Annotated in this window: 26 protein-coding genes; 19 read left to right on the top strand and 7 right to left on the bottom strand. The window is 74.1% G+C overall.

Features of this window, described 5'->3' with window-relative positions:
- Positions 1-19: 19 nt before the first annotated feature.
- The 3 genes from ACH01S_RS12565 to ACH01S_RS12560 all read right to left on the bottom strand — a co-directional run bounded on the left by ACH01S_RS12565 (position 20) and on the right by ACH01S_RS12560 (position 2,029).
- Positions 20-940 (bottom strand): HAD family hydrolase, encoded by a 921-nt coding sequence (locus ACH01S_RS12565; protein WP_083980602.1) that lies wholly within the window; start codon positions 938-940, stop codon positions 20-22.
- A 59-nt stretch (positions 941-999) separates the two neighbouring features.
- Positions 1,000-1,188: a hypothetical protein gene (locus ACH01S_RS43430; protein WP_148344113.1), complete on the bottom strand. Its 189-nt coding sequence runs from the start codon at positions 1,186-1,188 to the stop codon at positions 1,000-1,002.
- 175 nt (positions 1,189-1,363) lie between these two features.
- Entirely contained in the window at positions 1,364-2,029 is a 666-nt protein-coding gene (locus ACH01S_RS12560; protein ID WP_083980601.1) for a sigma-70 family RNA polymerase sigma factor, read from the bottom strand.
- Positions 2,030-2,161: 132 nt separating this feature from the next.
- On the opposite strand from ACH01S_RS12560, the gene ACH01S_RS12555 reads away from it, so the two are divergent.
- The 8 genes from ACH01S_RS12555 (at position 2,162) to ACH01S_RS12520 (ending at position 10,825) form a co-directional block, all read left to right on the top strand.
- Positions 2,162-3,478 (top strand): putative quinol monooxygenase, encoded by a 1,317-nt coding sequence (locus tag ACH01S_RS12555; RefSeq protein ID WP_067889647.1) that lies wholly within the window; start codon positions 2,162-2,164, stop codon positions 3,476-3,478.
- Positions 3,475-3,747 (top strand): glutaredoxin family protein, encoded by a 273-nt coding sequence (locus ACH01S_RS12550; RefSeq protein WP_218010227.1) that lies wholly within the window; start codon positions 3,475-3,477, stop codon positions 3,745-3,747. Before ACH01S_RS12555 ends, ACH01S_RS12550 begins: the two co-directional genes overlap by 4 nt.
- A gap of 294 nt (positions 3,748-4,041) precedes the next feature.
- Entirely contained in the window at positions 4,042-4,785 is a 744-nt protein-coding gene (locus tag ACH01S_RS12545) for a redox-sensing transcriptional repressor Rex (protein ID WP_067889644.1), read from the top strand.
- A gap of 116 nt (positions 4,786-4,901) precedes the next feature.
- Positions 4,902-6,446: a glutamyl-tRNA reductase gene (locus ACH01S_RS12540; protein WP_083980600.1), complete on the top strand. Its 1,545-nt coding sequence runs from the start codon at positions 4,902-4,904 to the stop codon at positions 6,444-6,446.
- Positions 6,443-7,363, top strand: coding sequence for a hydroxymethylbilane synthase (hemC, locus tag ACH01S_RS12535; protein ID WP_067889641.1), 921 nt, complete (start codon positions 6,443-6,445; stop codon positions 7,361-7,363). Before ACH01S_RS12540 ends, hemC begins: the two co-directional genes overlap by 4 nt.
- A 119-nt stretch (positions 7,364-7,482) precedes the next feature.
- A complete protein-coding gene (locus ACH01S_RS12530; protein ID WP_067889850.1) occupies positions 7,483-9,015 on the top strand; it encodes a bifunctional uroporphyrinogen-III C-methyltransferase/uroporphyrinogen-III synthase in 1,533 nt (510 codons plus the stop codon).
- A 39-nt stretch (positions 9,016-9,054) separates the two neighbouring features.
- On the top strand, positions 9,055-10,050 hold the full coding sequence (gene hemB, locus ACH01S_RS12525) for a porphobilinogen synthase (RefSeq protein WP_067889638.1): 996 nt from the start codon (positions 9,055-9,057) through the stop codon (positions 10,048-10,050).
- Between the two features lie 91 nt (positions 10,051-10,141).
- Positions 10,142-10,825: a bifunctional DNA primase/polymerase gene (locus tag ACH01S_RS12520; RefSeq protein ID WP_246236450.1), complete on the top strand. Its 684-nt coding sequence runs from the start codon at positions 10,142-10,144 to the stop codon at positions 10,823-10,825.
- Between the two features lie 26 nt (positions 10,826-10,851).
- Here the strand turns inward: ACH01S_RS12520 and ACH01S_RS12515 are convergent, their stop codons facing one another.
- Positions 10,852-12,549 (bottom strand): serine/threonine-protein kinase, encoded by a 1,698-nt coding sequence (locus tag ACH01S_RS12515; RefSeq protein WP_067889635.1) that lies wholly within the window; start codon positions 12,547-12,549, stop codon positions 10,852-10,854.
- A 181-nt stretch (positions 12,550-12,730) separates the two neighbouring features.
- On the opposite strand from ACH01S_RS12515, the gene hemL reads away from it, so the two are divergent.
- Complete coding sequence (gene hemL, locus ACH01S_RS12510) at positions 12,731-14,026, top strand: glutamate-1-semialdehyde 2,1-aminomutase (protein WP_067889632.1); 1,296 nt, start codon at positions 12,731-12,733, stop codon at positions 14,024-14,026.
- Here the strand turns inward: hemL and ACH01S_RS12505 are convergent.
- A complete protein-coding gene (locus tag ACH01S_RS12505) occupies positions 14,023-14,892 on the bottom strand; it encodes a dihydrodipicolinate synthase family protein (protein WP_067889844.1) in 870 nt (289 codons plus the stop codon). The two genes, hemL and ACH01S_RS12505, sit on opposite strands and share 4 nt — an antisense overlap.
- A gap of 5 nt (positions 14,893-14,897) precedes the next feature.
- Entirely contained in the window at positions 14,898-15,821 is a 924-nt protein-coding gene (locus ACH01S_RS12500; RefSeq protein ID WP_067889630.1) for an EamA family transporter, read from the bottom strand.
- Between the two features lie 73 nt (positions 15,822-15,894).
- On the opposite strand from ACH01S_RS12500, the gene ACH01S_RS12495 reads away from it, so the two are divergent.
- From ACH01S_RS12495 to ACH01S_RS12460, 8 genes are all read left to right on the top strand, one after another.
- The gene (locus ACH01S_RS12495; RefSeq protein ID WP_083980597.1) at positions 15,895-16,857 is read left to right on the top strand and encodes a LysR family transcriptional regulator; all 963 of its coding nucleotides are present in this window, start codon (positions 15,895-15,897) and stop codon (positions 16,855-16,857) included.
- Positions 16,858-16,863: 6 nt separating this feature from the next.
- On the top strand, positions 16,864-17,502 hold the full coding sequence (locus ACH01S_RS12490; protein WP_067889627.1) for a histidine phosphatase family protein: 639 nt from the start codon (positions 16,864-16,866) through the stop codon (positions 17,500-17,502).
- Between the two features lie 87 nt (positions 17,503-17,589).
- Positions 17,590-18,177, top strand: a complete 588-nt coding sequence (locus ACH01S_RS12485) for a TlpA family protein disulfide reductase (protein ID WP_083980596.1) — start codon at positions 17,590-17,592, stop codon at positions 18,175-18,177.
- Positions 18,178-18,220: 43 nt separating this feature from the next.
- A complete protein-coding gene (locus ACH01S_RS12480; RefSeq protein ID WP_067889620.1) occupies positions 18,221-18,964 on the top strand; it encodes a cytochrome c biogenesis CcdA family protein in 744 nt (247 codons plus the stop codon).
- 1 nt (position 18,965) lies between these two features.
- On the top strand, positions 18,966-20,732 hold the full coding sequence (gene resB, locus ACH01S_RS12475; protein WP_067889617.1) for a cytochrome c biogenesis protein ResB: 1,767 nt from the start codon (positions 18,966-18,968) through the stop codon (positions 20,730-20,732).
- Between the two features lie 4 nt (positions 20,733-20,736).
- Positions 20,737-21,735 carry a c-type cytochrome biogenesis protein CcsB gene (gene ccsB / locus ACH01S_RS12470; protein WP_067889614.1) on the top strand — a complete coding sequence of 333 codons (999 nt, stop codon included), beginning with the start codon at positions 20,737-20,739 and terminating at the stop codon, positions 21,733-21,735.
- A 193-nt stretch (positions 21,736-21,928) separates the two neighbouring features.
- Positions 21,929-22,909: a hypothetical protein gene (locus tag ACH01S_RS12465; protein ID WP_067889611.1), complete on the top strand. Its 981-nt coding sequence runs from the start codon at positions 21,929-21,931 to the stop codon at positions 22,907-22,909.
- 58 nt (positions 22,910-22,967) lie between these two features.
- Complete coding sequence (locus tag ACH01S_RS12460; protein WP_067889608.1) at positions 22,968-23,288, top strand: hypothetical protein; 321 nt, start codon at positions 22,968-22,970, stop codon at positions 23,286-23,288.
- A 195-nt stretch (positions 23,289-23,483) separates the two neighbouring features.
- Here the strand turns inward: ACH01S_RS12460 and ACH01S_RS12455 are convergent, their stop codons facing one another.
- On the bottom strand, positions 23,484-23,687 hold the full coding sequence (locus ACH01S_RS12455) for a BldC family transcriptional regulator (protein ID WP_021593176.1): 204 nt from the start codon (positions 23,685-23,687) through the stop codon (positions 23,484-23,486).
- 318 nt (positions 23,688-24,005) lie between these two features.
- Between ACH01S_RS12455 and ACH01S_RS12450 the strand changes: the two genes are divergently transcribed.
- Entirely contained in the window at positions 24,006-25,019 is a 1,014-nt protein-coding gene (locus ACH01S_RS12450; RefSeq protein WP_067889605.1) for a threonine ammonia-lyase, read from the top strand.
- 12 nt (positions 25,020-25,031) lie between these two features.
- The gene (locus ACH01S_RS12445) at positions 25,032-25,295 is read left to right on the top strand and encodes a DUF4229 domain-containing protein (protein WP_067889602.1); all 264 of its coding nucleotides are present in this window, start codon (positions 25,032-25,034) and stop codon (positions 25,293-25,295) included.
- Positions 25,296-25,339 lie beyond the last annotated feature (44 nt).

Below are 25,339 nucleotides of genomic sequence, written 5' to 3'. Positions count from 1 at the left end.
GCCCGCGCCCCCGCGGCCCTCAGGCCCGGTAGTGGCGGCGCAGCGCGATGCCCGCGGCGACGCCGCCCGCGAGCGCGCCCGCCCCCGCCGCCGCGGGCAGCGCGATCATCGTGACCCGGCGCCCGGTGCGGAAGTCGTGGATCGGCCAGCCGTTCTCCCGGGCGTGGTCGCGCAGCTCGGCGTCCGGGTTCACGGCGTGCGGGTGGCCGACCGCCGTGAGCATCGGCAGGTCGTTGATCGAGTCGCTGTAGGCGGCGCAGCGCGCGAGGTCGAGGCCCTCCCGGTGCGCCAGCGCGCGGACCGCCTCCGCCTTCGCGGGGCCGTGCAGCAGGTTGCCGACGAGCCGTCCGGTGTAGACGCCGTCGCGGGTCTCGGCGACGGTGCCGAGCGCGCCGGTCAGGCCGAGGCGGTGCGCGATCGTCCGGGCGACCTCGACGGGCGTCGCGGTGACGAGCCAGACCTGCTGGCCCGCGTCCAGGTGCTGGAGGGCGAGGGTGCGGGTGCCGTGCCAGATCCGGTCCGCCATGACCTCGTCGTAGATCTCCTCGCTGAGCTTGACGATCCCGGCGACCTTCTGCCCCGCGACGAACGCGAGCGCCGCCTCCTTCGCGCTGCCGATGTGCTCGGAGTTCTCGGTGCCGCGCATCCGGAACGCGGCCTGCCCCCACGCGAACATGGCGAGGTCGCGCATGGTGAACAGCTTCCGGGCGGCGAGCCCGCGCGCGAAGTAGTAGATCGACGCCCCGCGCATCATCGTGTTGTCGACGTCGAAGAAGGCGGCCGCGGCCGGGTCGGGCTCGGGCGGCGGCGCGGGCTCGGCCGCCGCGGCGGCGGCGGCCTCTCCGGCGCTCACGTGGTCGGCGTCCCTGCCGCGCCACTGCAGGACGCTCAGAGGCCGGGACACGCGCTGCCAGATCTGCCGCTGCCGGTTTCGCCGCATGGACCGAGCCTAGTTGAACGCTTTTCGCCTTCCCCGTCCGCCGTCCCGGCCGAAGGTGATCAGTCGACCGTCTCCCGCGCGACCTCCCTTCGCCCGTGGTTGTGGAAGTCCTCGCCCCGGCCGCTCGCCGCCGCGACGAGCCGCTCGCGCAGCACGGCGCGGAAGCGCGGGTCGGGACCCGCCTCGCTCACCCGCAGCCGGGCGAGCGGACTTCCCTGGTCATCGTTCTTGCCCCGCCTGGTTCTCACTGGCCGCTCCCTTGCGGAGTCCAGGCGCCATCGCGCTCTCCTGCCCGGGAAACGACCGAACGGCACGGAGGGTTACGGCCGGTGGCCGGACGAGTGGTGCGGATAACGGCCCAGCGGTGCGCCGAGCGGTACCACCGGACCGATGGGCGGCGGCGGGAACGGGCCGAGCGGCGCGTCAGCGGCGCAGATCGTCCGGGAGCATCCGGCCGAGCGACCGGACGGCCCGGTACTGCAACGCCTTGATGGCCCCCGGCTTCTTGCCCATGACGAGCGCCGTCTCCGCGACCGACAGCCCGTGCAGGAAACGCAGGACGACGCACTCCTGCTGCTCGGACCCGAGCCGCCGGACGGCCTCCAGCAGCGTCCGGTTCGTCATCGCGTCGAGGACGGCCCGCTCCGGCCCCTCCTGGTGCCGGTCCGGCTCGACCAGCTCGCCGGTGCAGACCTCCAGCCGGTACCGGCTCGACTTGAAGTGGTCGGCGACGAGGTTCCGCGCGATCGTGACGAGCCAGGCCCCGAAGTCCTTGCCCTGCCAGTGGAAGTCGCAGATGCGGCGCAGCGCGCGGAGGAACGTCTCGCTGGTCAGGTCCTCGGTGAGGGAGTGCGTCCCGACCCGGTAGTAGACGTAGCGGTAGACCAGCTCGACGTAGTGGTCGTAGAGGCAGCCGAAGGCCTCGGCGTCGCCGTCCCGCGCGCGGAGCACCAGCGCCTTGAGCACTTCGGCGCGGTCGGCGTCGCGGCGCGCGGCGTCCGGCCGCGCCAGCGGGCGGTGCAGCGCGCGGGGTTGGTGGCGGGGCCGGGGAAGCGGGAGGACCCCGGCGTCGAGGGACAAGCTGCTCATGCAGTTCTCCTCGGGGCTTACGCGACCTCCGGCGTGAATTGCCACTCTAGATACCGATAGGTACGCCGGGCAATGGTGTAGGTGGACGGGCGGTTACCCCTCCGGCCCCGGCATCGGGCACCATGGGGCGCGATGGTCGATGCTCTTCTCGCGCTCCTTGCGACCCTCGGCGCTTTAGTGGCCACCGGGTTGCTGGTCCAGCGCGCCTACAAGGACCGGCTGCTCTACCTGATCGCCTGGTCGTTCACCCAGGTGGGGCTGTCGCTCGCGCTGCTGTGCATGGGCGTCGGCTTCCTCGCCGGCTTCAACGGGCCGCTGTTCCGCGTGCTGGAGCTCGGGGCCGCGCTGATCGGGCCGGTGTGGCTCGCGCTCGGCATGGTCGAGCTGATCGCGCGGTACGTCCAGGTGCGGTTCGCGGCCTGGCTGTTCGCCATCTCCTACACGTTCGTCGCGCTCGTCATCCTCGTCCTCGACCCGCTCAAGGGGACGCTGACGAAGAGCCTGCCGAAGCCGGGGTCCACCTACGACGCGCTGCCGCTGCTGCTGATCGACGGCGCGCACGTCGTCGCGGTGATCGCGCTCGTCGCGTGCACCGGGCTCACCGCCTGGCTCGCCAGCAAGCAGGACCAGGAGGCGGCCGAGCTGCTGATCCCGGTCGCGCTGGTCGCGCTCGCGGGCGTCCTCGTGGTCAGCGGCACCCGCGGGTTCCTGCCCGCGCCGCTCGCGGTGATCGCGCTCGGCGGCGCGGCCGGGCTCGTCTGGTACGGCGCGATGCGCACGATCCCCGTCTACGACGACGAGGACTACGACGAGTACGGCGACGAGCCCGCCACCGGGTACGAGGAGCAGGGGTACCAGGGGCCGTCCCGTCCGGAGCACCCGCCGGCGCGCGCCGAGCGGCCGGAGCCCGTGGGGGCGCCGACCCCGCCGCCGCCCGACCCGCGGCGTGGGGAACTGCGGTTCCCCGACCCGCCCACCGAGGAGCCCCGCTTCCCGGACGACCCGGCGGGCCCCACGGCCGTGGACGGCGTCGGGATCGGCGGGGCGCTCGTCCCGGAGCAGGCGTCGCCCGCGCTGCCGCCGCTCGGCGGCCGCGGTCCCGCGAGCGCGGAGCTGGCCGGGGCGTGCGGGCAGATCACCGTCTACACCCTGCTCGACGGGCGCGAGGCCGCCTTCGACCGGCTCGCCGGAGACCTCGTGAAGGCCGCCCTCGCCACCGAGCCGGACACGGTGATCTTCGCGTCCCACGAGGTGGTCGGCGCGCCCACGCAGCGGATCTTCTACCAGCTCTTCCGGGACGAGGCCGCCTTCGCCGCGCACCGCAAGACGCCGCACCTCCAGCGGTTCCTGGGCGAGTCCCGCACGCACGTCATCGCCACCAACGTGATCGAGCTGCGGCTGGGCCCGGCAAAGGTCCCGCTGCCCGCGCCCGAGTTCCCGGGACGGTGACGCCCGTGCCCGACGGCCAGGTGCTGATCACGCTGCTCGGCAAGCCGGGCTGCCACCTGTGCGACGACGCCCGCGCGGTGATCGAGCGCGTCGCCCGCGACCTCGGCGTCCCGTGGGAGGAGCGCGACATCACGCTCTCCGAGCGGGACACCGAGCAGTACTGGGAGCAGATCCCGGTCACGCTGCTCAACGGCGTCCAGCACGACTTCTGGCGGGTGGACGAGGCCCGGCTCCGCGCCGCGATCGGGAAGCTGCGCGGGACGTCCTGAGCCGTCGCGGGGGCGCCCGCGATGTCTCGTCGGTCACATCGGACGGCGTCCCGGCGCGCCTGTCCGGCGCCCGAAACCCCCTGCTGGACCGGCCGGTGGCGGTTCGTTCCCGGCCGCCCCCGCGGGCCCGCGGGCCGCGTCGCCGGGGGGTGACTTTGTGCGCGTATTCACAAAGGCTTAACCTGGTGGACAGCCCTGGAGCGGTCGAGCGGCGGCCGGACGGCCGGCGCCGCGCCCGCCGGGGCGAGGGGCGCCGCCGCCCCGTCCCCAGCGCCGACTTCCGAAGAGCAGGCCGTGACGACACCTCGACAGAACCGCCGGCGCGAGCGCGCGGCCCGCGGCATCCCCGAAGCCACCGTGGCGCGGCTGCCGGTGTACCTGCGCGCCCTCACCGGGCTCCAGGAGCGCGGCGTCGCGACCGTGTCGTCGGAGGAGCTCGCCGCGGCGGCCGGGGTGAACTCGGCGAAACTCCGCAAGGACCTCTCCCACCTGGGCTCCTACGGGACGCGCGGGGTCGGCTACGAGGTCGAGTACCTCGTCTACCAGATCTCCCGGGAGCTCGGCCTCACCCAGGACTGGGTCGTCGCGATCATCGGTGTCGGTAACCTGGGCCGTGCACTGGCCGGCTACGGCGGATTCGCGTCCCGCGGCTTCCGCGTGGCGGGCCTGCTCGACGCGGACGACTCCATCGTCGGCCAGGAGATATCCGGAATGACGGTGGAGCACATCGACCGGCTGGAGGACATGATCGCCCGGCACGGCGTCTCCATCGCCGTGATCGCCACCCCGGCGGGCGCGGCCCAGGGGGTGTGCGATCGCGTGGTCGCGGCGGGCGTGACGAGCGTCCTGAACTTCGCGCCGACGGTGCTCACCGTCCCGGACGGGGTGGACGTGCGCAAGGTCGACCTGTCCATCGAGCTGCAGATCCTGGCGTTCCACGAGCAGCGCAAGGCGGGCGGGCCGGACGGCCTCGCCCCGCTCGTCGCCGGGGACGCGCCGCCCGGCACGAAGCAGTACGTGGAGACGGTCGAGGCATAGAGCGAGGCGTAGAGCGAGGCATAGAGCGTGGCGTAGGGCGGGGCACGAGGCGGGACGCGGAACGTGAACGGCGGGCGGTGGACGAGAGTGGACGGGGAAGCCTGGGGAGGCGGCACGTGAGCATTCTGGTCGTGGGGCTCAGTCACCGGAGCGCGCCCGTCGCGGTCCTGGAGCGGGCGGCCGTGGCCGGGGACGACCTGGCCAAGCTCCTGCACGCGGTGCACGGGTCCGCGAACGTCGCCGAGGCGGCGATCGTGTCGACCTGCAACCGGGTCGAGATCTACACGGTCGTGGACAAGTTCCACGGCGGCGTCACCGCGGTCTCCGAGCTGCTGGCGCTGCACTCCGGCGTCCCGCTGGACGAGCTGTCCCGGCACCTGTACGTGCACTACGAGGAGCGGGCCGTCCAGCACGTGTTCGCGGTGGCGTGCGGGCTTGAGTCGATGGTCGTCGGCGAGGGGCAGATCCTCGGGCAGCTCCGGCAGGCGTTCCGGCTCGCGCAGGACGAGGGCACCCTCGGCCGCGAGCTGCACGACGTCCTGCAGCAGTCGCTGCGGGTCGGCAAGCGCGCCCACCACGAGACGGGCATCGACAAGGCGGGCGCGTCGCTCGTCAGCGTCGGGCTGGACGTCGCGGCCCGGCACCTCGGGCCGCTGGAGGGCGTCCGCGCGCTGGTCGTCGGCGCCGGGTCGATGAGCTCGCTCGCCGCCGCGACGCTGAGCCGGGCCGGGGCCCGCGAGGTCGTCGTCGCGAACCGGACGCACGAGCGCGCGGTGCGGCTGGCCGAGTCGCTGGAGGTCCCGTCCCGCGCCGTCGAGCTGTCGGTGCTGGACGCCGCGATCGCCGAGGCCGACCTCGTCGTGTCCTGCACGGGCGCGACCGGCATCGTCGTGACGGCCGCGCGGCTGGCGGCGCGCGGCGTCGGCGCGGACGGGCGGCGCCGCTTCTTCCTCGACCTCGCCCTGCCGCACGACGTGGAGCGGACCGTCGGCGACCTGCCGGGCGTCGCCCTCGCCGGGCTGGACGACCTGCGCACCGCCGAGGAGGCCGCGCACGCCATCGGCCCGGAGGCGGTCGAGGCCGTCCGGCGGATCGTCTGCGCGGAGGTCGAGGCGTTCCTCGGCGCGGTCCGCGCCGCCGCCGTCGCCCCGACCGTCGTCGCGCTGCGCAGCAAGGCCGCCGAGGTCGTCGAGGCCGAGCTGGCCCGGCTCGGCGGGCGGCTCCCCGAGCTGGACGGGCGCGCCCGCCGCGAGATCGAGCAGACCGTCCGGCGCGTGGTCGACAAGCTGCTGCACGCGCCGACCGTCCGGGTCAAGGAGCTGGCCGCGGCGCCGGGCGGCGACTCCTACGCCGACGCGCTGCGCGAGCTGTTCGACCTGGACCCGACCAAGCCCGCCGCCGTCGCGCGGGCCGACCTGCGCGACGAGGAGCCCGCGGTGCCCCGGCCCGCGCCCGTGATCGACGCCGAGTGCGCCGAGGCCGACTGCGTGAGCCCCGTCCCGCACACCGCGCCCGCCGTGCCCGGCGTGTCCGGCGTGCCCGAACCGGCCGGTGCGGCGACCGGCGCGGCGATGACCGTGCGGGACGTGACCGCGCAGGCCGCGAACGTCCGCGCGGTCAGCACGCCGGACGCGGCCGTCCGTGAAGGAGACGAGAGATGACCACCGCGAGCACGGGGCCGCTGCGGCTCGGCACCCGCAAGAGCCTGATGGCGACCACCCAGTCGCAGCTGGTGGCCGACGAGGTCACCCGGCTGACCGGGCATGCCGTCGAGCTGGTCGGGGTAACGACGCAGGGTGATGTCTCCAAGGCCCTGCTCGCCCAGATCGGCGGGACGGGGGTCTTCGTCAACGCCCTGCGCGACAAGATCCTGTCGGGCGAGGTGGACTTCGCCGTGCACTCGCTGAAGGACCTGCCGACGTCCGCCACGCCGGGGATCGCGCTCGCCGCCACGCCCGTCCGCGACGACCCCCGCGACGCGCTGTGCGGCCCGGCCAAGCTCGCCGACCTGCCGCGCGGCGCCCGCATCGGGACGGGCTCGCCGCGCCGCGTCGCGCAGCTCCGCGCGCTGCGCCCCGACCTGGAGATCGTCCCGATCCGCGGCAACGCCGACACGCGGCTGCGCAAGGTCGCCGACGGCGAGCTGGACGCCGTCGTCCTCGCCCACGCGGGCCTGCGCCGGATCGGCCGGCTGGACGCGGTCGCCGAGGTCTTCGAGCCCGACCAGATGCTGCCCGCCCCCGGCCAGGGCTCGCTCGCGCTCGAATGCCATGCCGACCGCGCCGACCTCCTCGCCCTGCTTGGAACGGTCGACGACCCCGCGACCAGGAGGACCGTCACCGCCGAGCGGACCGTCCTCGCCGTACTGGAGGCGGGTTGCTCAGCTCCCGTGGGGACGTACGCTGCCGAAGTAGATGAAAGGCTGCACCTGACGGCGGCCGTCGTGGCGTACGACGGGAGCCGGCAGGTTCGGCTGTCCGCAAGCGGCCACCCGGACGCCGCAGAGCAGATCGGGCGCGACCTCGCGCACCGGCTGCTCGCGCAGGGGGCCGACCAGTTGATGGGGGAGCGCGATTGAGCCCCGCCGCGAAGAGCACGGACGCCGCGAAGAGCACGAGCGGCACGAAGAGCACGAAGGGCACGGCCCCGGCCGTTCCGGAGGGCGCCGACGGCGCGCCGCCCGGGGCGGGCCGCGTCGTGCTCGTCGGCATGGGTCCGGGCGACCCCGGCCTGCTGACCCTGCGCGCCGCCGCCGAGCTGGCGCGCGCCGACACGGTGATCGTCAGCCGCGAGCACTGCCCGCCGGAGATCCTCGCCCACTGCCGTCCCGACGTGGAGGTCGTCGACTCGGCGGCGGGCGACCCGGCGCTGGTCGCCGAGCGGGCCGCCAAGGCCGGGCGGCGGGTCGTCCGGCTCCTGCAGGGTGACCCGGGGCTCGGCTGCGGGCTCGCGGCCGAGGGCGGGGCGCTGGCGAAGGCCGGGGTGCCGTTCGAGATCGTCCCGGGCGTGTCGGCGGTGACGGGCGTGCCGGGCTACGCGGGCATCCCGCTGACCGACGCCGGGCACCGCGAGGTCCGGGTCGTGGACGCGTCCCAGGGCGGCGTCGACTGGGAGCGCTTCGCCTCCCCGGACGCCACCCTCGTGGTCATCGGCGCGGAGGGCGCGGTCGCGGAGGTCTGCAAGGGCCTCGTCGCGGCCGGGCGCCCCGACTCCACGCCGGCCGCGATGACGAGCCTCGGCACCACCACCGAGCAGGAGACCGTCGTCTCGACGCTGCACAAGCTCGCGTCCGACACCAAGGGCATGGAGGCGCCCGCGCTGATCATCGTCGGGGACGTGGTCAACCGGCGCGACGAGCTGTCCTGGTTCGAGACCAAGCCGCTGTTCGGCTGGCGGGTGCTGGTGCCGCGCACCAAGGAGCAGGCCGCCTCGCTGTCGGACCAGCTCCGCGGGTACGGGGCCGTCCCGGACGAGGTCCCGACGATCTCGGTCGAGCCGCCGCGCACCCCGCAGCAGATGGAGCGGGCCGTCAAGGGCCTCGTCACCGGACGGTACGAGTGGGTCGTGTTCACGTCCACGAACGCGGTGAAGGCCGTCCGGGAGAAGTTCGTCGACTACGGCCTGGACGCCCGCGCGTTCGCCGGGCTGAAGGTCGCCGCCGTCGGCGAGCAGACCGCCGCCGCGCTGGTCGAGTTCGGCATCCAGCCCGACCTGACGCCGTCCGGCGAGCAGTCGGGCGAGGGCCTCGCCCGCGAGTGGCCGCCCTACGACGCCGACCTCGACCCCATCAACCGGGTCCTGCTGCCGCGCGCCGACATCGCCACCGACGTGCTCATCGCCCGGCTGACCGAGCTCGGCTGGGAGTGCGAGGACGTCACCGCCTACCGGACGGTGCGCGCCGCGCCGCCGCCGGAGCCGATCCGCAACGCGATCAAGGGCGGCGGGTTCGACGCGGTGCTGTTCACCTCGTCGTCCACGGTGAAGAACCTGATCGGGATCGCCGGGAAGCCGCACAAGGTGACCGTCATCGCCGTGATCGGCCCGCAGACGGCGAAGACGGCCGAGGAGTACGGGCTGCGCGTGGACGTCATGGCCGACAAACCGTCCGTATCGGCACTGGCGGCGGCGCTCGCCGAGTACGGTGCGAAGCGGAGGGCGGCTCAGATCGAGGCGGGCGACCCGCTCCGCAAGCCGAGCCAGATGCGCCGGGGAGCCCGGCGCCGCAGGTAGCGCGGGGGCCCGCGCGTTCCCGGATCCGGAAGAAGGAAGATGTCTGCACAGTTTCCCGTGGTCCGTCCGCGGCGGCTGCGGCGCGCGCCCGCGCTGCGCCGGATGGTCGCCGAGACGCGGCTCGACCCGGCCGACCTGGTGCTGCCGATGTTCGTCAAGGAGGGCGTCGGCGAGCCGCAGCCGGTGCCGTCCATGCCGGGCGTGTTCCAGCACACCCGCGACAGCCTGCGCAAGGCCGCGCACGAGGCGGCCGAGGCCGGGGTCGGCGGGCTCATCCTGTTCGGCGTCCCGGCGGTGAAGGACGGCGTCGGCTCCGCCGCCGACGACCCGGACGGGATCGTCCAGCTCGCGCTCCGCGACCTCGCGTCCGACCTCGGCTCGGGCCCCGACGCGGCGACCGTGGTCATGACGGACCTGTGCCTGGACGAGTACACCGACCACGGGCACTGCGGCATCCTCACCCCGGCCGGGGAGATCGACAACGACGCGACGCTGGAGCGGTACGCCTCGATCGCGGTGGCGCAGGCCGAGGCGGGCGCGGCGGTCGTCGGCCCGTCCGGGATGATGGACGGCCAGGTCGCCGCGATCCGCACGGCCCTCGACGGCGCCGGGCACGCCGACGTCGCGATCCTCGCCTACTCGGTGAAGTACGCCTCGGCGTACTACGGGCCGTTCCGCGAGGCCGCCGAGTGCGCGCCCCGGTTCGGCGACCGGTCCACGCACCAGCAGGACCCGGCCAACGCCGAGGAGTCGATCCGCGAGGTCCTCCTCGACATCGACGAGGGCGCCGACATGGTCATGGTGAAGCCCGCCGGGGCCTACCTGGACATCGTCCGCCGCGTCCGCGACACGGTGCGCGTGCCGGTCGCCGCCTACCAGGTGAGCGGCGAGTACGCCATGGTCGAGGCCGCCGCCGAGCGCGGCTGGATCGACCGCGACCGCACGATCATGGAGTCGCTGACGTCGATCCGGCGGGCCGGGGCCGACATGATCCTGACCTACTGGGCCACCGAGGCGGCGCGCCGGCTGGCCTAGGTCCCGCTGTCCTAGATCACCTAGTCCTTCTGGGCGGTTTCCGGGGGTTGCCGTGTCCCGGAATCGGGCCGCCGGGCATCATCGTTAACCAATGACCCACGTCGGACTCGGGTATTGGGGGGCGGAGATGCTGGCGGTCTCGGGGAACAGGCGGCAGCGGGCGGCGCGCGACCGGATGGCGGCGGCGGCCCGCGAGTACGCCGGGTTCGGCTGGCCCTCCTTTCCGGGCGCGCATCCCCCGGCCGGCGGCGACCGGTCCTGTTCGTGCGACCGGATCGGATGTCCCGACCCGGCGGCGCACCCGGTGTCGGCGGCGTGGGCGCACCAGGCGAGCGTCGACTCCGGCGTGATCGGGCGCTGGTGGTCCGAGCGCCCGCTGGCCAACATCATCCTGCCGACGGGACGCGTCTTCGACGTGTTCGACGTCCCGGCGGCGGCGGGCGCGGTCGCGCTCGCCCGGATCGACCGCGACGGCCTGCCGGTCGGGCCCGTCGCCTCGGTCGGCGGTGACCGGCACCTGTTCTTCGTCGCGACCCGCGGCGCCCCCGTCGACGAGGACGAGTGGTGGTCCTGCCACCTCGACTGCTCGCCGGAGGACGTCGCGGAGACGCCCGGCATGCGCTGGCACTGCCGCGACAGCTACGTCGTGGCGCCGCCGTCGGTGCTCCCGTACGGGCGCGAGGTGGCCTGGCTGCGGCCGCCGTCCACCGAGCCGCTGCCCGACCCCCTGCGCCTCCTCGAAGTGCTCGCCGACTCCTGCGACGCCGCGGGCTAGCCTCCCCCTCCGCCAGCGCCCCTCCGCTAGTGGGGCGCCTGGATCGCGGGCTTGCGGCCCCAGTTCGAGTACGAGCCGCGCATGACCTGGTTGCGGCCCTGCTCCGGCCCGGCCCGGACCCAGAACTTGACCGGACGGCTCCCCGCGTCCAGCTTCACGGCGAACGCGATCTGCTGCGCGCCCGTCGCCTGCGCCATCCGCGCGTACATCGTCCCCACGCCGGGCTCCTGCGCCAGCGTCGCGACCGGCGCCTCGCCCTCGTAGATCTGGCCCGTCTTTTCGAGCTTCGTCGCCGACTTCAGCAGCGTCGTCAGGTTCGCGACCGACGAGCCCTGGCTGACCTGCTCGGCCGTCGCCGGGTAGCCGCGCCCGCCGAGCGGCGACGACCGCCACCGCTTCCCGACGCGCACGTACAGCCGGTCCTGGACGATCACGCCGTGCACCGGCTTGCGGGCCGTCCCCGACCCGGACAGCGTCAGCGTGTACGACGCGCGCCCGCCCGCCGCGACGCCGAGCGTCCCCTTGCCGGTGGCGGCGAAGGCGCAGCACCCCGACTGCTGGTAGCTGAACAGCGCGCCCGGCGACTGCGCGACGGCCTGGTCGATCTCCGCGACGAGCGGCCGCGGGTCGACGCCCCCGGCCGGGACGGTCGGCTGCGGCGTGCTGCTCTGCGCGGGCGTCGCCGGCGGCGGGTCCTTGTCGTCGCCGGTCAGCACGGCCGCGGCGGTCGCGCCCGCCGCGCCGATCACGAGGGCGGCGACGGCGGCGACCACCCAGCGCGTCCGGGACCCGCCGCCCTTCCCGCGTCCGCCCGCCGGGACGGTCGGGTTCCGCCCGCTGCCGCGCGACGGCTTCGCCCTCGGCGGCTCCGGCAGCAGCGCCGCCTGCGCCGCCAGCTCGGTGAGCCTGCCGCGGCCCTGCGCCTCCCAGGACGGCCCGTACGCGGAGACGGCGGCGTCCTCCAGGGCGGCGAGGAAGTCGGCGGCGGACTTCGGACGGCTGTCCGGGTCCTTCGCGAGGCCGTGGTGGATCAGCTCGCGCAGCGGCCCCGGCGCCTCGTCGGCCGGGATCGGCGCCTCCCGGTGCAGCCGCGCCATGTTGCGCCCGGCGAACGGGGGCCGTCCGGTGAGGCACTCGTAGAAGACCGCCGTGGCGCCGTAGACGTCGGTGGCGACGGTCGCGGGGGCGCCGTCCCACAGCTCGGGCGCCGCGTACTGCGGGCCGTGCTGCGCCTCGGTGCCCGCCGGGGACGTCGCGAAGTCGCTGAGCCGCGCGTTGCCCTCCGCGTCCACGTAGACGTTCGACGGGCGCACCGCGCCGTGCACGATGTCGTGCTCGTGCGCCGCCGCGAGGCCGAGCAGCGTCCCGCCGAGCAGCGACAGCGCCGCGAGCGGCCCGGTCGGCCCCTGCGCGGCGATGACCCGCCGCAGGCTGACGCCCTCGACGTACTGCGCCACGATCGCGGCGCCGTCCGCCGTCTCCACGAAGTCGTAGAGGTCGACCACGTTCGGATCTTCGAGCTGGGACAGGTCCCGCGCGACCGCGCGGAACCGCTCCAGGAACGCCTCGTCGCCGCGCAGCGCGTCGCCGAGGTACTTGATGGCGACCTTCGTGCTGGTCAGGTCGTCGACCGCCAGCACCACCCGGCCCGAGGCGCCGGCACCCAGCTCCCGCTCGTGGGTGAAGCCCTGGACCGTCCAGCCGTCAACCACGTTGAAAGCCATCCCTCCGATACGCCTGTCCCGGCGGTCCGCGCCGGTCGAGCCGGGCGCCGCCGGTGAGTCGGGGAGGCGCCGTGAAGACCGCATGGTGAGACAGGGCGCCGATGTCGTACTTGGTGGAATATCGGCCCGTACCCGGCGAGGTCAAGGCAAGTCGCCGAACTGCAACTGAGAGACTGAACCGGTGACTGGTATCAAGCGTTCGCAGGAGTTGTTCGAGCGGGCCGCCGGGGTCGTGCCGGGCGGGGTGAATTCGCCGGTCCGGGCTTTCGGGGCCGTGGGCGGGACGCCCCGGTTCATGGCGTCCGGGCGGGGGCCCTACCTGATCGACGCGGACGGGAACGAGTACGTCGACCTGGTGTGCTCGTGGGGCCCGCTGATCCTCGGGCACGCGCATCCGGCCGTGGTGGAGGCGGTGCGGGACGCGGCGGGGCGCGGCACCTCCTACGGCGCGCCGACGCCCGGCGAGGTGGAGCTGGCCGAGGAGATCGCCGCGCGGACTCCGGCGGAGAAGGTCCGGCTGGTGAACTCCGGCACCGAGGCGACGATGTCGGCGATCCGGCTGGCGCGCGGCTTCACCGGCCGCACCAAGATCGTGAAGTTCGCGGGCTGCTACCACGGGCACGTCGACTCGCTGCTGGCGGCGGCCGGGTCGGGCGTCGCCACGTTCGGGCTCCCGGACACGCCGGGCGTCACCGGCGCGACGACCGCGGACACGCTGATCCTGCCGTACAACGACGTCCCGGCCCTGGAGACGGCGTTCGACGAGCACGGGCGCGACATCGCCTGCGTGATCACCGAGGCCGTGCCGTGCAACATGGGCGTGGTCCCGCCGCTGCCCGACTTCAACGCGCTGGTGAAGCGGCTGTGCGAGCGGTACGGGGCGCTGCTGGTCATGGACGAGGTGCTCACCGGCTTCCGCGCGTCCAGGTCCGGCTGGTTCGGGATCGAGGGCGTCGCGGGCGACCTGATGACGTTCGGCAAGGTGATGGGCGGCGGGCTGCCCGCCGCCGCGTTCGGCGGGCGCGCCGACGTGATGGACCAGCTCGCGCCGTCCGGTCCCGTGTACCAGGCGGGGACGCTGTCGGGGAATCCGCTCGCCACCGCCGCCGGGCTCGCCACGCTGCGGCACGCGACGGACGGGGTGTACGCCGCCCTCGACCGCTCGGCCGAGATCGTGGCGAAGGCGGCGTCGGAGGCGCTGGAGCACGAGGGCGTCCCGCATTCGACGCAGCGGGCCGGGAACCTCTTCTCGGTGTTCTTCACGGCCGGGAAGGTGGGCGACTTCGTCGCCGCGCAGCGCCAGGACGTGAAGGCGTACGCGGCGTTCTTCCACGCGGCGCTGGAGCGCGGGGTGTACCTGCCGCCGTCGGCGTACGAGGTGTGGTTCCTGTCGGCCGCGCACGACGAGGAGGCGCTCGGACGCGTCCTGGACGCCCTCCCGCACGCCGCCCGTGCCGCGGCCAGGGCGGCGTCCTAGAGGGCCGTCCGGAAGGCTCTCAGCGCCGCGGCGACCGGTTCGGGACGCGGCGCGTGCAGCGGGGCGCGCACGGCGGGGTCGTCGATCAGCCCCTCCGCCGCGAGGCACGCCTTGAGCACCGCCGGGGACGGCTCGGCGAACAGCGCCTCCACCATCGGGAGCAGCGCGTTGTGCAGGGCGAGGGCGCGGGCGGCGTTGCCGTCCCGGACGGCCCTTGCCAGCGCGGCGTAGGCGGCGGGCGCGAGGCAGGCCGACGCCGCGATCCCGCCGGACGCGCCGAGCTGGAGCATCGGATAGACGTACATGTCGTCGCCGCACAGGATTTCCTTGCCCGTGCGGGCGGCCAGGAGGGCGAGGGTGTCGTGGTCGACGGCGCCCGGGCAGTGCTTCATCCCGGCGACGCAGTCGAGCGACAGCAGCCGGACGAGCGTCTCGGCGGACAGGTGCTTCCCCGTCCGGTACGGGATGTTGTAGGGCAGGAGCGGGACGTCCACCGCCGCCCCCACCGCCGCGAAGTGGTCGACGACGCCCTCGTCCGACGGGCGCAGGTAGTACGGGACGACGACGAGCAGCGCGTCCGCCAGCGGGGCCCGCTCGCGCGCCTCGCGGATCGTGTCGGCGGTGCCCATCGTCCCGGCGCCGACGATCAGCGGGGTGCCGTGCTGGATCGACACGGCGCGGCACACCTCCAGGACGGTCCGCCGCTCGGCGTCGTCGAGCAGGGCCGCCTCGCCTGTCGTGCCGAGGGCGACGAGCCCGTCCGCGCCGTTCTCCAGGCAGTGGACGGCGAGCCGTTCGAGCGACTTCGCGTCCACCTCACCCGAGCTCGTGAACGGCGTGACGAGCGAAGCGTGGACTCCGCGCATGGTGATCACCTCGTTGTCTCCACAGGGCGTGGTTCGGGCGCCGGGACCGGTGGCCGGGTCCGCGGGCGGACGCTCCCGGCGGCGACCCCGGCGATGATCAGCCCGGCCCCGGCGAGCCGGGCCGGGGTCACGCGCTCGTCCAGGATCAGGGCGGCCGACAGCAGCCCGAACGGCGGGACGAGCAGCGAGTACATCGCGACCGTGCTGGCCTCGTAGCGGCGCATCAGCCACCCCCAGACGCCGAACCCGAACAGCGTGGACACGTACGCGATGAACGCCATCGACGCCGCCCCGGTCGGGGACAGGTCGCGCACCGCGGCCGGGATCGCCCCCGGCCCCTCGAAGATCAGCGACAGCGCGAGCAGCGGCAGCGGCGGCACCAGCGACATCCACACCATGAACCCGAGCGCGTCCACCTGCCCGGTGGCGTGGTGGTTCATCCGCCGCATGGCGACGTTGGCGAGGCCCCAGCTCGCCGCGCCGACCAGGCAGACCAGGAACGCGCCGACCGGGCTGCCGCCCTCGGCCTGCGCCACGCCGAGCAGCGCGACGCCGCCGAACGCGACCGCCATCCCCGCGACCTGCCGGGCCGTCAGCCGCTCGCGCAGCAGCAGCCCCGCGAACAGCGCCGTGAACACCGCCTGCACCTGGAGGACGACCGAGGCGAGCCCGGCGGGCATCCCCATCCGCATGCCGATGAACAGCAGGCCGAACTGCCCGACCCCGAGCGGCAGCCCGACCAGCGCCAGCCAGCGCGCCGGGACCGGCGGCCGCCGCACGAGGAACACCGCCGGGACCGCCGCGAGGACGAACCGCAGCGCGGCCATCAGCAGCGGCGGGAGGTCCTCCAGCGCCCAGTGGATCGGGACGAAGTTGAACCCCCAGCACGCGGCGACCAGGGTGGCCAGCAGGACGTGGCGCGAACTCATGCCCCGATCGTCAGGCCGCGGGTCGTTTTAGGACAAGCGAGACCTTCTTGACACCTCGTTTTAGTATTGCTACATGCTGGATCTGGAGCGCCTGCGCGCCCTGCACTCCGTCGCGACCTACGGCTCGGTGAGCGCCGCCGCCGACGTCCTGCACGTGACCACGTCCGCCGTGTCCCAGCAGCTCGCGAAGCTGGAGCGGGAGACCGGGCAGAAGCTGCTCGAACGCAACGGGCGCGGCGTCCGGCTCACCGACGCCGCCGAACTGCTCGTCGCGCACGCCGAGCGGATCCTGTCGCTCGTCGAGCAGGCCCAGGCCGACCTGGAGGCGCACCGCGGCTCGGTCGTCGGGCAGCTCGCCGTCGCGGCGTTCCCGACCGCGATCCGCGGGCTGATGCCCGCCGCGCTGCGCGCCCTGCGCGCCGACCATCCCGAGCTGCGCGTCCAGCTCCGCGAGGAGGACCCGATGCGCAGCATGCCGCTCGTCTCGCGCGGCGACTACGACATGGCCGTCGTCCAGGACTGGAACAACGAGCCGCTCCCCATGCCCGAGGGCCTGCACAAGGGCGTCATCTGCGACGACGTCGCCGACGTGGCGCTGCCGTCCACGCACCCGCTCGCCGGGCGCGACACCATCCACCTCAAGGAGCTCGCCGGCGACCCGTGGATCAGCTCGTCGTCCGACAGCATCTGCTGCGACTGGCTCATCCGGACGCTCCGCGCCGTCGACAGCGAGCCCAACATCGACCACATGGCCTACGAGTTCGCCACCCAGCTCTCGCTGGTCGCCGCCGGTCTCGGCAACGCCATCCTGCCCCGGCTCGGCCGCTGCGACGTGCCGCCGGGGGTGGCGATCGTGCCGCTGTCGGCGCCGCTGTCGCGCCGCGTGTACGCGGTGTGGCGGGAGGAGGCGGCCCGGCGCCCGGCCATCCGCGCGACCCTCACGGCGCTGCGCGCCGCCGTCCCCGGAGGCGTTCCGGACGGCGTCCCGGACGGCGTCCCCGATGGACGGAGGCGCGAGGCCGCGCGGGTAACCTGACCGGCGATGACTGAGACAACGACCGTCCACCTGCTGCGGCACGGTGAGGTGCACAATCCCGAGGGCGTCCTGTACGGGCGGCTGCCCGGCTACCGCCTCAGCGAGGACGGCGTCCTCATGGCGAAGGCCGCCGCCAAGTGGTTCGCCGACCGGGACGTCACCGCCGTGTTCGCCTCCCCGATGCAGCGGGCGCTGGAGACGGCCGCGCCGCTCGCCGACGCCTTCGACCTGCCCGTGACGGTGGACGACCGGCTCATCGAGGCCGACAACCACTTCGAGGGCCTCACGTTCGGCGCGGGCTCGGGGTCGCTGCGGCGGCCGGAGCACTGGCGGTACCTGGTCAACCCGTTCCGCCCGTCCTGGGGCGAGCCGTACAAGGAGCTCGCCGCCCGGATGCGGGCCGCCGTGATCAGGGCGCGGGAGGCGGCGCGCGGGCACGAGGCCGTGTGCGTCAGCCACCAGCTCCCGATCTGGATCCTGCGGCTGCACGCCGAGCACCGCCGCCTCTGGCACCACCCGAAGCGGCGCGAATGCGGGCTGGCCAGCCTGACCAGCCTGACGTTCACCGGCAGCCGGCTGGTCGAGGTCGGCTACTGCGAGCCCGCGGCGGGCATCGCGAAGGCCCCCGGTGTCGCGGGCGCCTGACCCCACCGCTAAGTTATCTACTACGCCCTGTAGTAATACATTTCCGACGCTGGTTCCGAACGCGTTCCCAATGGAGGAGGGTCCCGCTTGAGCCCCCGAGTCACCCCGGCGCGCGCCGCCGTGGCCGCCGCCGCGCTCTGCGGGCTGCTGGCCGGGTGCGCCGGGACGAGCGCCTCCGGCGACGGGCAGGGGAGCGACACCCGCTTCGTGTCCGGCGACGGGAACGTGACCGAGTACAAGGCGGCGGGCCGCAAGGCCGTCCAGGACGTCGGCGGCGACGCCCTCGACGGCAGGCCCGTCAAGCTCGCCGACCTCAAGGGCAAGGTCGTCGTCGTGAACTTCTGGGCGTCCTGGTGCGCGCCGTGCCGCGGCGAGGCGCCGTCGCTCGAACAGGTCTACAGCGAGAACAAGGCGAAGGGCGTCGAGTTCCTCGGCGTCAACTTCAAGGACTCCAAGGCCAACGCGCAGGCGTTCGAGCGGAAGCTCAAGGTCACCTACCCGAGCCTGTTCGACGCGGACGGGCAGGTCACGCTGGCGTTCCGGGCGGTGCCGCCGAACGCGATCCCGAGCACGCTCGTCCTCGACCGGCAGGGCCGGGTCGCCGCGCGGATCATCGGCTCGACGACGTACTCCAAGCTCAACCCGCTGGTCGCCAAGGCCCTGGCGGAGAAATGAGCGGTGGAGACATGAGCGGTCGAGCAGTGAGCGCCACTCCGACGTGAGCACGGTCAGCGACACGGTCGTCAGCGGGTCGCTGGTCGCGGCGGCGCCGCTGGCGGCGCTCGCCGGGCTCGTCTCGTTCGCCTCGCCGTGCGTGCTGCCGCTCGTCCCCGGCTACCTGTCGTACGTGACGGGCATGACCGGCGCCGACCTCGCCGAGCAGCGGCGCGGCCGCCTGCTCGCCGGGGTCCTGCTGTTCGTCGCCGGGTTCAGCGTCGTGTTCGTCAGCTACGGCGTGATCTTCGGCGGGCTCGGCCGCTGGCTCCTCGAATACCAGGACACGATCACCCGCGTCCTCGGCGCCGTCACGATCTTGTTCGGGCTGGCGTTCATGGGGTTCGTCCCAGGGCTCCAGCGGACGGTGAAGTCCGGCCGCCTCCCGGCCGCCGGGCTCGCGGGCGCGCCGCTGCTCGGCGTCCTGTTCGGGCTCGGCTGGACGCCCTGCATCGGCCCGACGCTCGGCGCCGTGCAGAGCCTCGCCGTCACCGAGGCGAGCGCCGAGCGCGGCGCGCTGCTGTCGCTGGCCTACTGCCTCGGGCTCGGCCTGCCGTTCGTCGCCACCGCGCTCGCCTACCGCTGGGCGCTCGGCGCGTTCGGCGCGGTGAAGCGCCACTACCCGCTGGTCATGCGGACCGGCGGGGGCATGCTCGTCCTCATCGGGGTGCTGCTGGTCAGCGGCCTGTGGGGAGACCTGACGATCGAGCTGAGGTCGTGGATCAGCGGCTTCGAACCGGTGATTTGAGATGACAGAGACCAGGCACGAGAGCGGCCACGCCGACACGGGCGCCGACGCCGACACCGGCGTCCCGGAGGCGGGCACCGAGGCCCCGGAGGCGCGCCGCGCGCCGGGCGAGGCGGGCGGGCGGCCGCTCGGGCTCGGCCCGCTCGGCTGGCTGCGCTGGGGCTGGCGGCAGCTCACCACCATGCGGACCGCGCTGATCCTGCTGTTCCTGGTGGCGCTCGGCGCGGTGCCCGGATCGGTCCTGCCGCAGCGCGGCCAGGCGCCGGAGAAGGTCGTCCGGTACCTGGACGAGCACAAGACGCTCGGGCCGTGGCTCGACAGATTCTCCATGTTCGACGTGTTCGCCGCCCCCTGGTTCGCGGCGATCTACATCCTGCTGTTCGTCTCGCTGGCCGGGTGCGTCGTCCCGCGCGCGGTGAAGCACTACCGCTCGATGCGGGCCCGGCCGCCCGCCGCGCCGCGCAACCTCGAGCGGCTGCCGCAGTCCGCGACGTTCGAGACGGACGCGGCCCCCGACGACGTCCTCGCCGCCGCCCGCACGGCGCTGCGCGGACGCCGGTTCCGGGTGGACGTGTCCGGCGGCGCCGCGGCCGCCGAGAAGGGCTACCTGGGCGAGACCGGCAACCTGCTGTTCCACCTGGCGCTGCTCGCGCTGCTGTTCGCGCTCGGCCTCGGCAACCTGTTCGGCTACCGGGGCAACGTGCTGCTGACCGAGGGCAAGACGTTCGCGAACTCGCTGAGCCAGTACGACCAGTTCACCCCCGGGCGCGCGTTCAGCGACGGCGAGCTGGCCCCCTTCACCGTCACGCTGGACGACTTCAAGGCCGAGTACGAGCCGAAGGGCGAGAAGCGCGGCCAGGCCACCGAGTTCAACGCCAAGATCCACTACCGGAAGTCGCCGGACGGCAAGGACCAGGCGTACGACCTCCAGATCAACCACCCGCTGAAGGTCGGCGGGGCGAAGGTGTACCTGCTCGGGCACGGGTACGCGCCGGTGTTCACCGTCAAGGACGCCAAGGGCAACGTCGCCTTCCAGGACTCCGTCCCGTTCCTCGCGATGGAGCCGCGGAACCTGACGTCCGAGGGCGTCATCAAGGCCCCCGACGCCGAGCCCGACCAGCTCGCCTTCTACGCCATCCTGTGGCCCACCGCCATGGCCAGCGAGGACCAGAAGCAGATCGTCTCGGCGTTCCCCGCGCCGCTCCGCCCGGTCGTCACGATCACGGCCTTCAAGGGCGACATCGGCCTCGACTCGGGGACGCCGCAGTCGGTCTACCGGCTGGAGGGCATCGGCAAGACGCTCCAGCCGGTCAAGGGCGGGCAGAAGCTGCTGGAGCCGGGAGAGACGTTCACGCTGCCCGGCGGCGCCGGGTCGGTGACGTTCGACGGGCTGCGCGAGTACGCGACGCTGTCGGTGAACCACGACCCCGGACGCATCCCCGCGCTGATCGCCGCCGTCCTCGCGGTGCTCGGCGTGGCGACGTCGTTCATGGTGCGGCGGCGCAGGGTGTGGGTCCGTGCGAGCGCCGGGAAGGGCGGGCGTACGGTGGTCGAGGTCGGCGGACTCACGCTGGGCAGCCCGACCGCGGAGTTCGACGACATCGTGGCCGCCCTGCGCGGCCCGTCCCCCGAACCCGGCGAGACCGACGAGACGGAGCCGGGCGTCGAACCCGACGAGCCCGGCGAGACGGAGCCGGGCGCCGCGTCCGGTGCGAGCGAGCCCGCCGCCGACCGGGAGTCCGGCCCGGCGACCGAACCGAAGGAGTGAGCCGGTGAGCAACGCCGACCTCGCGAACCTGAGCGACAAGCTCATGCTGACCACGGTGCTGATGTACGTCGTCGCCCTGGTCGCCTACGCCGTGGACCTCGGCTTCGGGCGCCGGGGCGCCTCGTCCGCCGTCGAGGCCAAGGCCGAGGCGAAAGCGGAGGCCAAGGCGGAGGCCAAGGTGCTCGTCGGCTCGGCGGGCGCCGCGACCGTCGACGCCGCCCCCGCGGCCGAGAAGGACGACGGCGGCGGCGAGGAGCGTCGGCAGGTCGACGCCATCCGGCTCGCTGTGCTGCTGAGCGTGCTCGGCTGGGGCGCGCACCTCGGCGTCCTCGTGACCCGCGGGGCCGCCGCGCACCGGTGGCCGTGGGGCAACATGTACGAGTTCCTCACCGCGATCTCGTTCGCCGCGGTCACCGCGTTCCTCGTGGTGATGTTCCGCTACCGGGCGCGGTTCCTCGGCGCGCCGATGATGGCCGCCGCCGTCGTCGCGCTCGGCGTCGCGAACATCTGGCTGTACGACTCGGTCGGCCCGGTGAGCCCGGCGCTGAACTCGTACTGGATCGCCATCCACGTGACCGCCGCGATCATCGCGACCGGGTCGTTCTCCGTCGCGGGCGCCGCCACGATCCTCTACCTGCTGAAGATCCGCGGCGCGGCGCGCGGGACCGCCGGGGACGGGTTCCTCGCCCGCGTCCCGTCCGCGGAGACGCTCGACCGGCTGTCGATGCGGGTCACGATGTTCGCGTTCCCGATCTGGACCGCCGCGATCATCATGGGCGCGATCTGGGCCGACCAGGCGTGGGGCCGCTACTGGGGCTGGGACCCGAAGGAGGTCTGGTCCTTCGTCACGTGGATCATCTACGCCGCCTACCTGCACGCCCGCGCGACCGCCGGGTGGCGGGGACGCAAGGCCGCGATCCTGTCGCTGATCGCGTTCGCCGCGCTGCTGTTCAACTTCTTCGGCGTGAACTACATGTTCTCGGGGCTGCACTCCTACGCCTGATCCGGCGCCTTCCCGCGCCTGAACCGCGGCTGGTCCGCGCCTGGTCCGGGTGTAACGGTCCGGCGCGGCAGGGGAATTCGTGACTGCTGGGGATGACGGAATGTCGGCTTCCGGCTTACCCTTCCCCGGTGGGATCCGGTCGGGCGGCGAGCGCCGCCCGCTTCCCCGCGGGTCCCGTCGACAGAGGAGCCTGATGCGCTTCAAAGGCGTCCATCGCAAGCCCCGGGAGCCGTGGGGCCGGGACTCGTCGCGCGGCGGGCGGGCCCGCGGAACCGAGGTCCGCGACGATGCCGCCTACTCGCCGTCCCCGCCCGACTCGGGGCAGGTGCGGCCGCGCAGCAACCAGCCCCGCGACAGGTTCGGACGGTTCCGCAAGGCGGGCCGCGACGACGAGTTCGCCGCCGGCGCGGACGGCCGTGCCCCGGCCGAGCTGGACGCCGCGCCCGGCCCCACCGGCCGGTTCGGCCGCCGCCGCCAGGTCCGCCCGCGGTCCGGCGACTACGCCTGGAGCGACTTCGAGCTGGACGACGACCGGCTCCGCGTCGAGCCGCACCCGCCGGGCATGCCGCACGCCGCGGACGGGCGGCGCAACTGCGGCGTCCTGGAGAGCGTGCTGTACCGGCAGTGGGACGCCCGGCAGGGCCCGCCGCCCGCCGAGGTGATCGGGGCCGTCGACAGCCTGGCGTCGCTGCCGGACCGGCTGAAGGAGAAGCTCGCCGCCGGGCTGGACGGCATCTACGTCGGCCCGGGCGGCGTCCCGCAGCTCGACGACATGGGCCACCTGCGCGACCGTCCGCTGCCGTCCGGCCGCGCCACCTGGGACATCTGCGCGGGCGCGTACGGGGACCGCAAGATCGTGGTGGGCGACCGGCCGTCCCCGACCCCGGACGTGATGCTCCACGAGGTCGGGCACGCGCTCGACGACATCGACGGCGACGACGGCGAGTGGACGTCCGACAGCCCCGCCTTCACCCGGCTGTACGAGGAGTGCCTGCCCTACCTCGCGAGCGACTTCCACCGCCAGCCGAACGCGCTCGGCCGCCGCGAGTTCTTCGCGGACGCGTTCGCCGCGATCTCGTCCCGGCAGCGGCCCGCGCTCGTCGATATGCTCGCCGGCAACATCCGGATGGCCCTAGAGGTCATGCTCTTCTTCAACCGCAGATACGGGATCTAGGACCTTTGGACACCGTGATGCCAGGCCGCGCAACGCCGAACCGCGAGGGTGATCGCCGATGTACGTGATCCGACTCCCCGACGGCACGCTGCGGGTGCCGCACAGCGTCCTCGCCGACGCCGACGAGGCCGGTCCGCCCGGAGCGGGTGCGCCCGGCGGCGCGGCGGCCGAGCCCGGGACGACGCGGCGCGAGGAGCGGATCATCGCCGACGCCTACGTCGAGATCGGTCCGGACGACCCCGACTACGACCGCCTGCTGCGCGACTCGCTCACCGAGGAGGAGCTCGCCGACCGGCGCCGCCAGTGGCGGGAGGGGGACGCCGACCTGCTCCGCCGGTTCGAGGAGTGGAAGGCGAGCGACGCCGACGACCGGCCCTAGGGGGTGCGGGCGGCCGTTGGAGCGTTGCAATCGCAAGCCGGGCGAAACGGGACGTGCGGGGTGGAGGAGACCCTGGCCGCCCGGGCGTGGGGACCGGCCGTGATGGGGCGGTCCGGGCGGCAGGGCCGACAAGCGGGGTGTGCGGTCGGTCGTTCCGGCCTGGCGGCGGCCAGGATCAGATCGACCGGTGCCAGGTCAGCGGGCCGAATGCTCGGCGACGGGCTCCTCGCCGCGCAGCAGCGCGTGCACCTCGGACTCCCGGAAGCGGCGGTGCCCCCCGGGAGTGCGGATGCTGCTGATCCGGCCCGCGGCGGCCCACCGGGTGACCGTCTTCGGGTCGACCCGGAAGAGGGCGGCGACCTCTCCTGGGGTCAGCAGGCGCTCGCTCGTGCTCTCCACGTTTTCTCTCCCCCTTTGTCCCGCTCTCGGCGCGGGTGGACTGTTTAACAGTGTGGCGGGTCAAGACCGATTTCTCCCTTGTTTTCGGAAAAGATCACGGACCGTAGTTCGCCGAGCAGCGGCGATGACACTCGGTGCCCGCGTCATCGGTCACAGCGACCCCGTTGACCCCGTTTGACCTGCCAGGTCACGCTCAGAACCGGTGCGCGCGGCCCTGTCCGCCGTCCTGTCCGCCGCCCCGAACGCCGACCCGTCCGCCGACCCGGACGCCCGTCGCCGGACGGCGTGGACCGGCCCGCGCGAAGTAGTCTCCGACCCATGTCCGATCTTGTCACGCTCCCGGAGATCGAGCGGGCCGCCGAGCGGATCGCCGGCGTCGCCGTCCGGACGCCGCTCGTGCCGTTCCGCCGCGACCCGGCCCCCGCCGCGGCCGCGGAGCCGGTCCTGCTGGTCAAGCCCGAGTCGCTGCAGCCGATCGGCGCCTTCAAACTGCGCGGCGCGTACTCGGCGATCTCGTCGCTGCCCGCCGCCGAGCGCGAGCGCGGCGTCGTGACCCACTCCAGCGGCAACCACGCGCAGGCCGTCGCCTACGCGGCCCGCGCGCTCGGGATCCGGGCCGTCCTCGTCATGCCGCACACCACGCCGGGCGTGAAGGTGGACGCCTGCATCGCGCTCGGCGCGGAGATCGTGCACGTGGAGCCGACGTCGCGGGCGAGGTCGGAGACCGCCGCGAAGCTGGCCGCGGCGCACGGCTTCACGATGATCCCGCCCTACGACGACGCGCGGGTCATCGCCGGGCAGGGCACGGCGGGGCTGGAGATCGTCCAGGACCGCCCGGACGTGGACGTGGTGCTCGTCCCGATCAGCGGCGGCGGGCTGATCGCCGGGATCGCCGCCGCGGTGAAGGCGCTGCGCCCGGCGGCGCGCGTGATCGGCGTCGAGCCCGGGCTCGCCGCCGACGCCCGCGACTCGATGGCGGCGGGACGTCCCGTCGCGTGGACGGCCGAGGACACCGGCCGCACCATCGCCGACGCCCTCCGCGTCCAGCAGGTCGGCGACCTGCCGTTCGCGCACATGCGCGCCCACGTGGACGGCGTCGTCACCGTCACCGAGGACGAGATCCGCGCGGCGATGCGCCGCCTCGCCCGCGAGGCCCGCCTGATCGCCGAGCCGGGCGGCGCCGTCGCGACCGCCGCCTACCTCTACCACCGCGACGAGCTTCCCCAGGGCCGCGTGTACGTCTCGATCCTGTCGGGCGGCAACGTCGACCCGGCCCTCTTCCAGGACGTCCTGCGCGGACCCCAGGCGGAGGCCGCCGAAACGCGGGGATAAGCTCAAGGCGTCATGCGTTCCGTACTCCTCTACACCGCCGCGCGGCTCGTGATCTTCATCGCGACCGCGGGCGTGCTGGCGCTGTTCGGGGCCCGCGGGTACCTGCTCCTGCTGCTGGCGCTGCTGATCAGCGGCGTCGTCAGCTACGTGCTGCTGTCCGCGCAGCGCGACCGGATGTCGGCCGTGGTCGCCCGGGGCGTGCGCGGCGGCCGGGAGCGGGTCGAGCGGTCCATCGCCAAGGAGGACGGCGTCCGCCCGGGCGCCGACCGCCGCTGAGCGCGCGCACCCGCGAACCCGGGCACCGGGCGGTCGTCCGGGGC

Source organism: Actinomadura chibensis NBRC 106107 (assembly GCF_001552135.1).
Lineage (GTDB): Bacteria > Actinomycetota > Actinomycetes > Streptosporangiales > Streptosporangiaceae > Spirillospora > Spirillospora chibensis.
The sequence above is the reverse complement of the archived record's forward strand: the minus strand, read 5'-3'. Positions and strand labels throughout refer to the sequence as shown.

What these genes read in the sequence shown, in the direction of transcription:
- ACH01S_RS12490 (WP_067889627.1), top strand. Translation starts at nt 16,864, where the DNA reads ATGACTGAGACAACGACCGTCCACCTGCTGCGGCACGGTGAGGTGCAC.
- ACH01S_RS12450 (WP_067889605.1), top strand. Translation starts at nt 24,006, where the DNA reads ATGTCCGATCTTGTCACGCTCCCGGAGATCGAGCGGGCCGCCGAGCGG.
- ACH01S_RS12515 (WP_067889635.1), bottom strand. Translation starts at nt 12,549, where the DNA reads ATGGCTTTCAACGTGGTTGACGGCTGGACGGTCCAGGGCTTCACCCAC.
- hemC (WP_067889641.1), top strand. Translation starts at nt 6,443, where the DNA reads ATGACCACCGCGAGCACGGGGCCGCTGCGGCTCGGCACCCGCAAGAGC.
- resB (WP_067889617.1), top strand. Translation starts at nt 18,966, where the DNA reads ATGACAGAGACCAGGCACGAGAGCGGCCACGCCGACACGGGCGCCGAC.
- ACH01S_RS12445 (WP_067889602.1), top strand. Translation starts at nt 25,032, where the DNA reads ATGCGTTCCGTACTCCTCTACACCGCCGCGCGGCTCGTGATCTTCATC.
- ACH01S_RS12460 (WP_067889608.1), top strand. Translation starts at nt 22,968, where the DNA reads ATGTACGTGATCCGACTCCCCGACGGCACGCTGCGGGTGCCGCACAGC.
- ACH01S_RS12555 (WP_067889647.1), top strand. Translation starts at nt 2,162, where the DNA reads ATGGTCGATGCTCTTCTCGCGCTCCTTGCGACCCTCGGCGCTTTAGTG.
- ACH01S_RS12565 (WP_083980602.1), bottom strand. Translation starts at nt 940, where the DNA reads ATGCGGCGAAACCGGCAGCGGCAGATCTGGCAGCGCGTGTCCCGGCCT.
- hemB (WP_067889638.1), top strand. Translation starts at nt 9,055, where the DNA reads ATGTCTGCACAGTTTCCCGTGGTCCGTCCGCGGCGGCTGCGGCGCGCG.
- ACH01S_RS12520 (WP_246236450.1), top strand. Translation starts at nt 10,142, where the DNA reads ATGACCCACGTCGGACTCGGGTATTGGGGGGCGGAGATGCTGGCGGTC.
- ACH01S_RS12505 (WP_067889844.1), bottom strand. Translation starts at nt 14,892, where the DNA reads ATGCGCGGAGTCCACGCTTCGCTCGTCACGCCGTTCACGAGCTCGGGT.
- ACH01S_RS12560 (WP_083980601.1), bottom strand. Translation starts at nt 2,029, where the DNA reads ATGAGCAGCTTGTCCCTCGACGCCGGGGTCCTCCCGCTTCCCCGGCCC.
- ACH01S_RS12465 (WP_067889611.1), top strand. Translation starts at nt 21,929, where the DNA reads ATGCGCTTCAAAGGCGTCCATCGCAAGCCCCGGGAGCCGTGGGGCCGG.
- ACH01S_RS12495 (WP_083980597.1), top strand. Translation starts at nt 15,895, where the DNA reads ATGCTGGATCTGGAGCGCCTGCGCGCCCTGCACTCCGTCGCGACCTAC.
- ACH01S_RS12500 (WP_067889630.1), bottom strand. Translation starts at nt 15,821, where the DNA reads ATGAGTTCGCGCCACGTCCTGCTGGCCACCCTGGTCGCCGCGTGCTGG.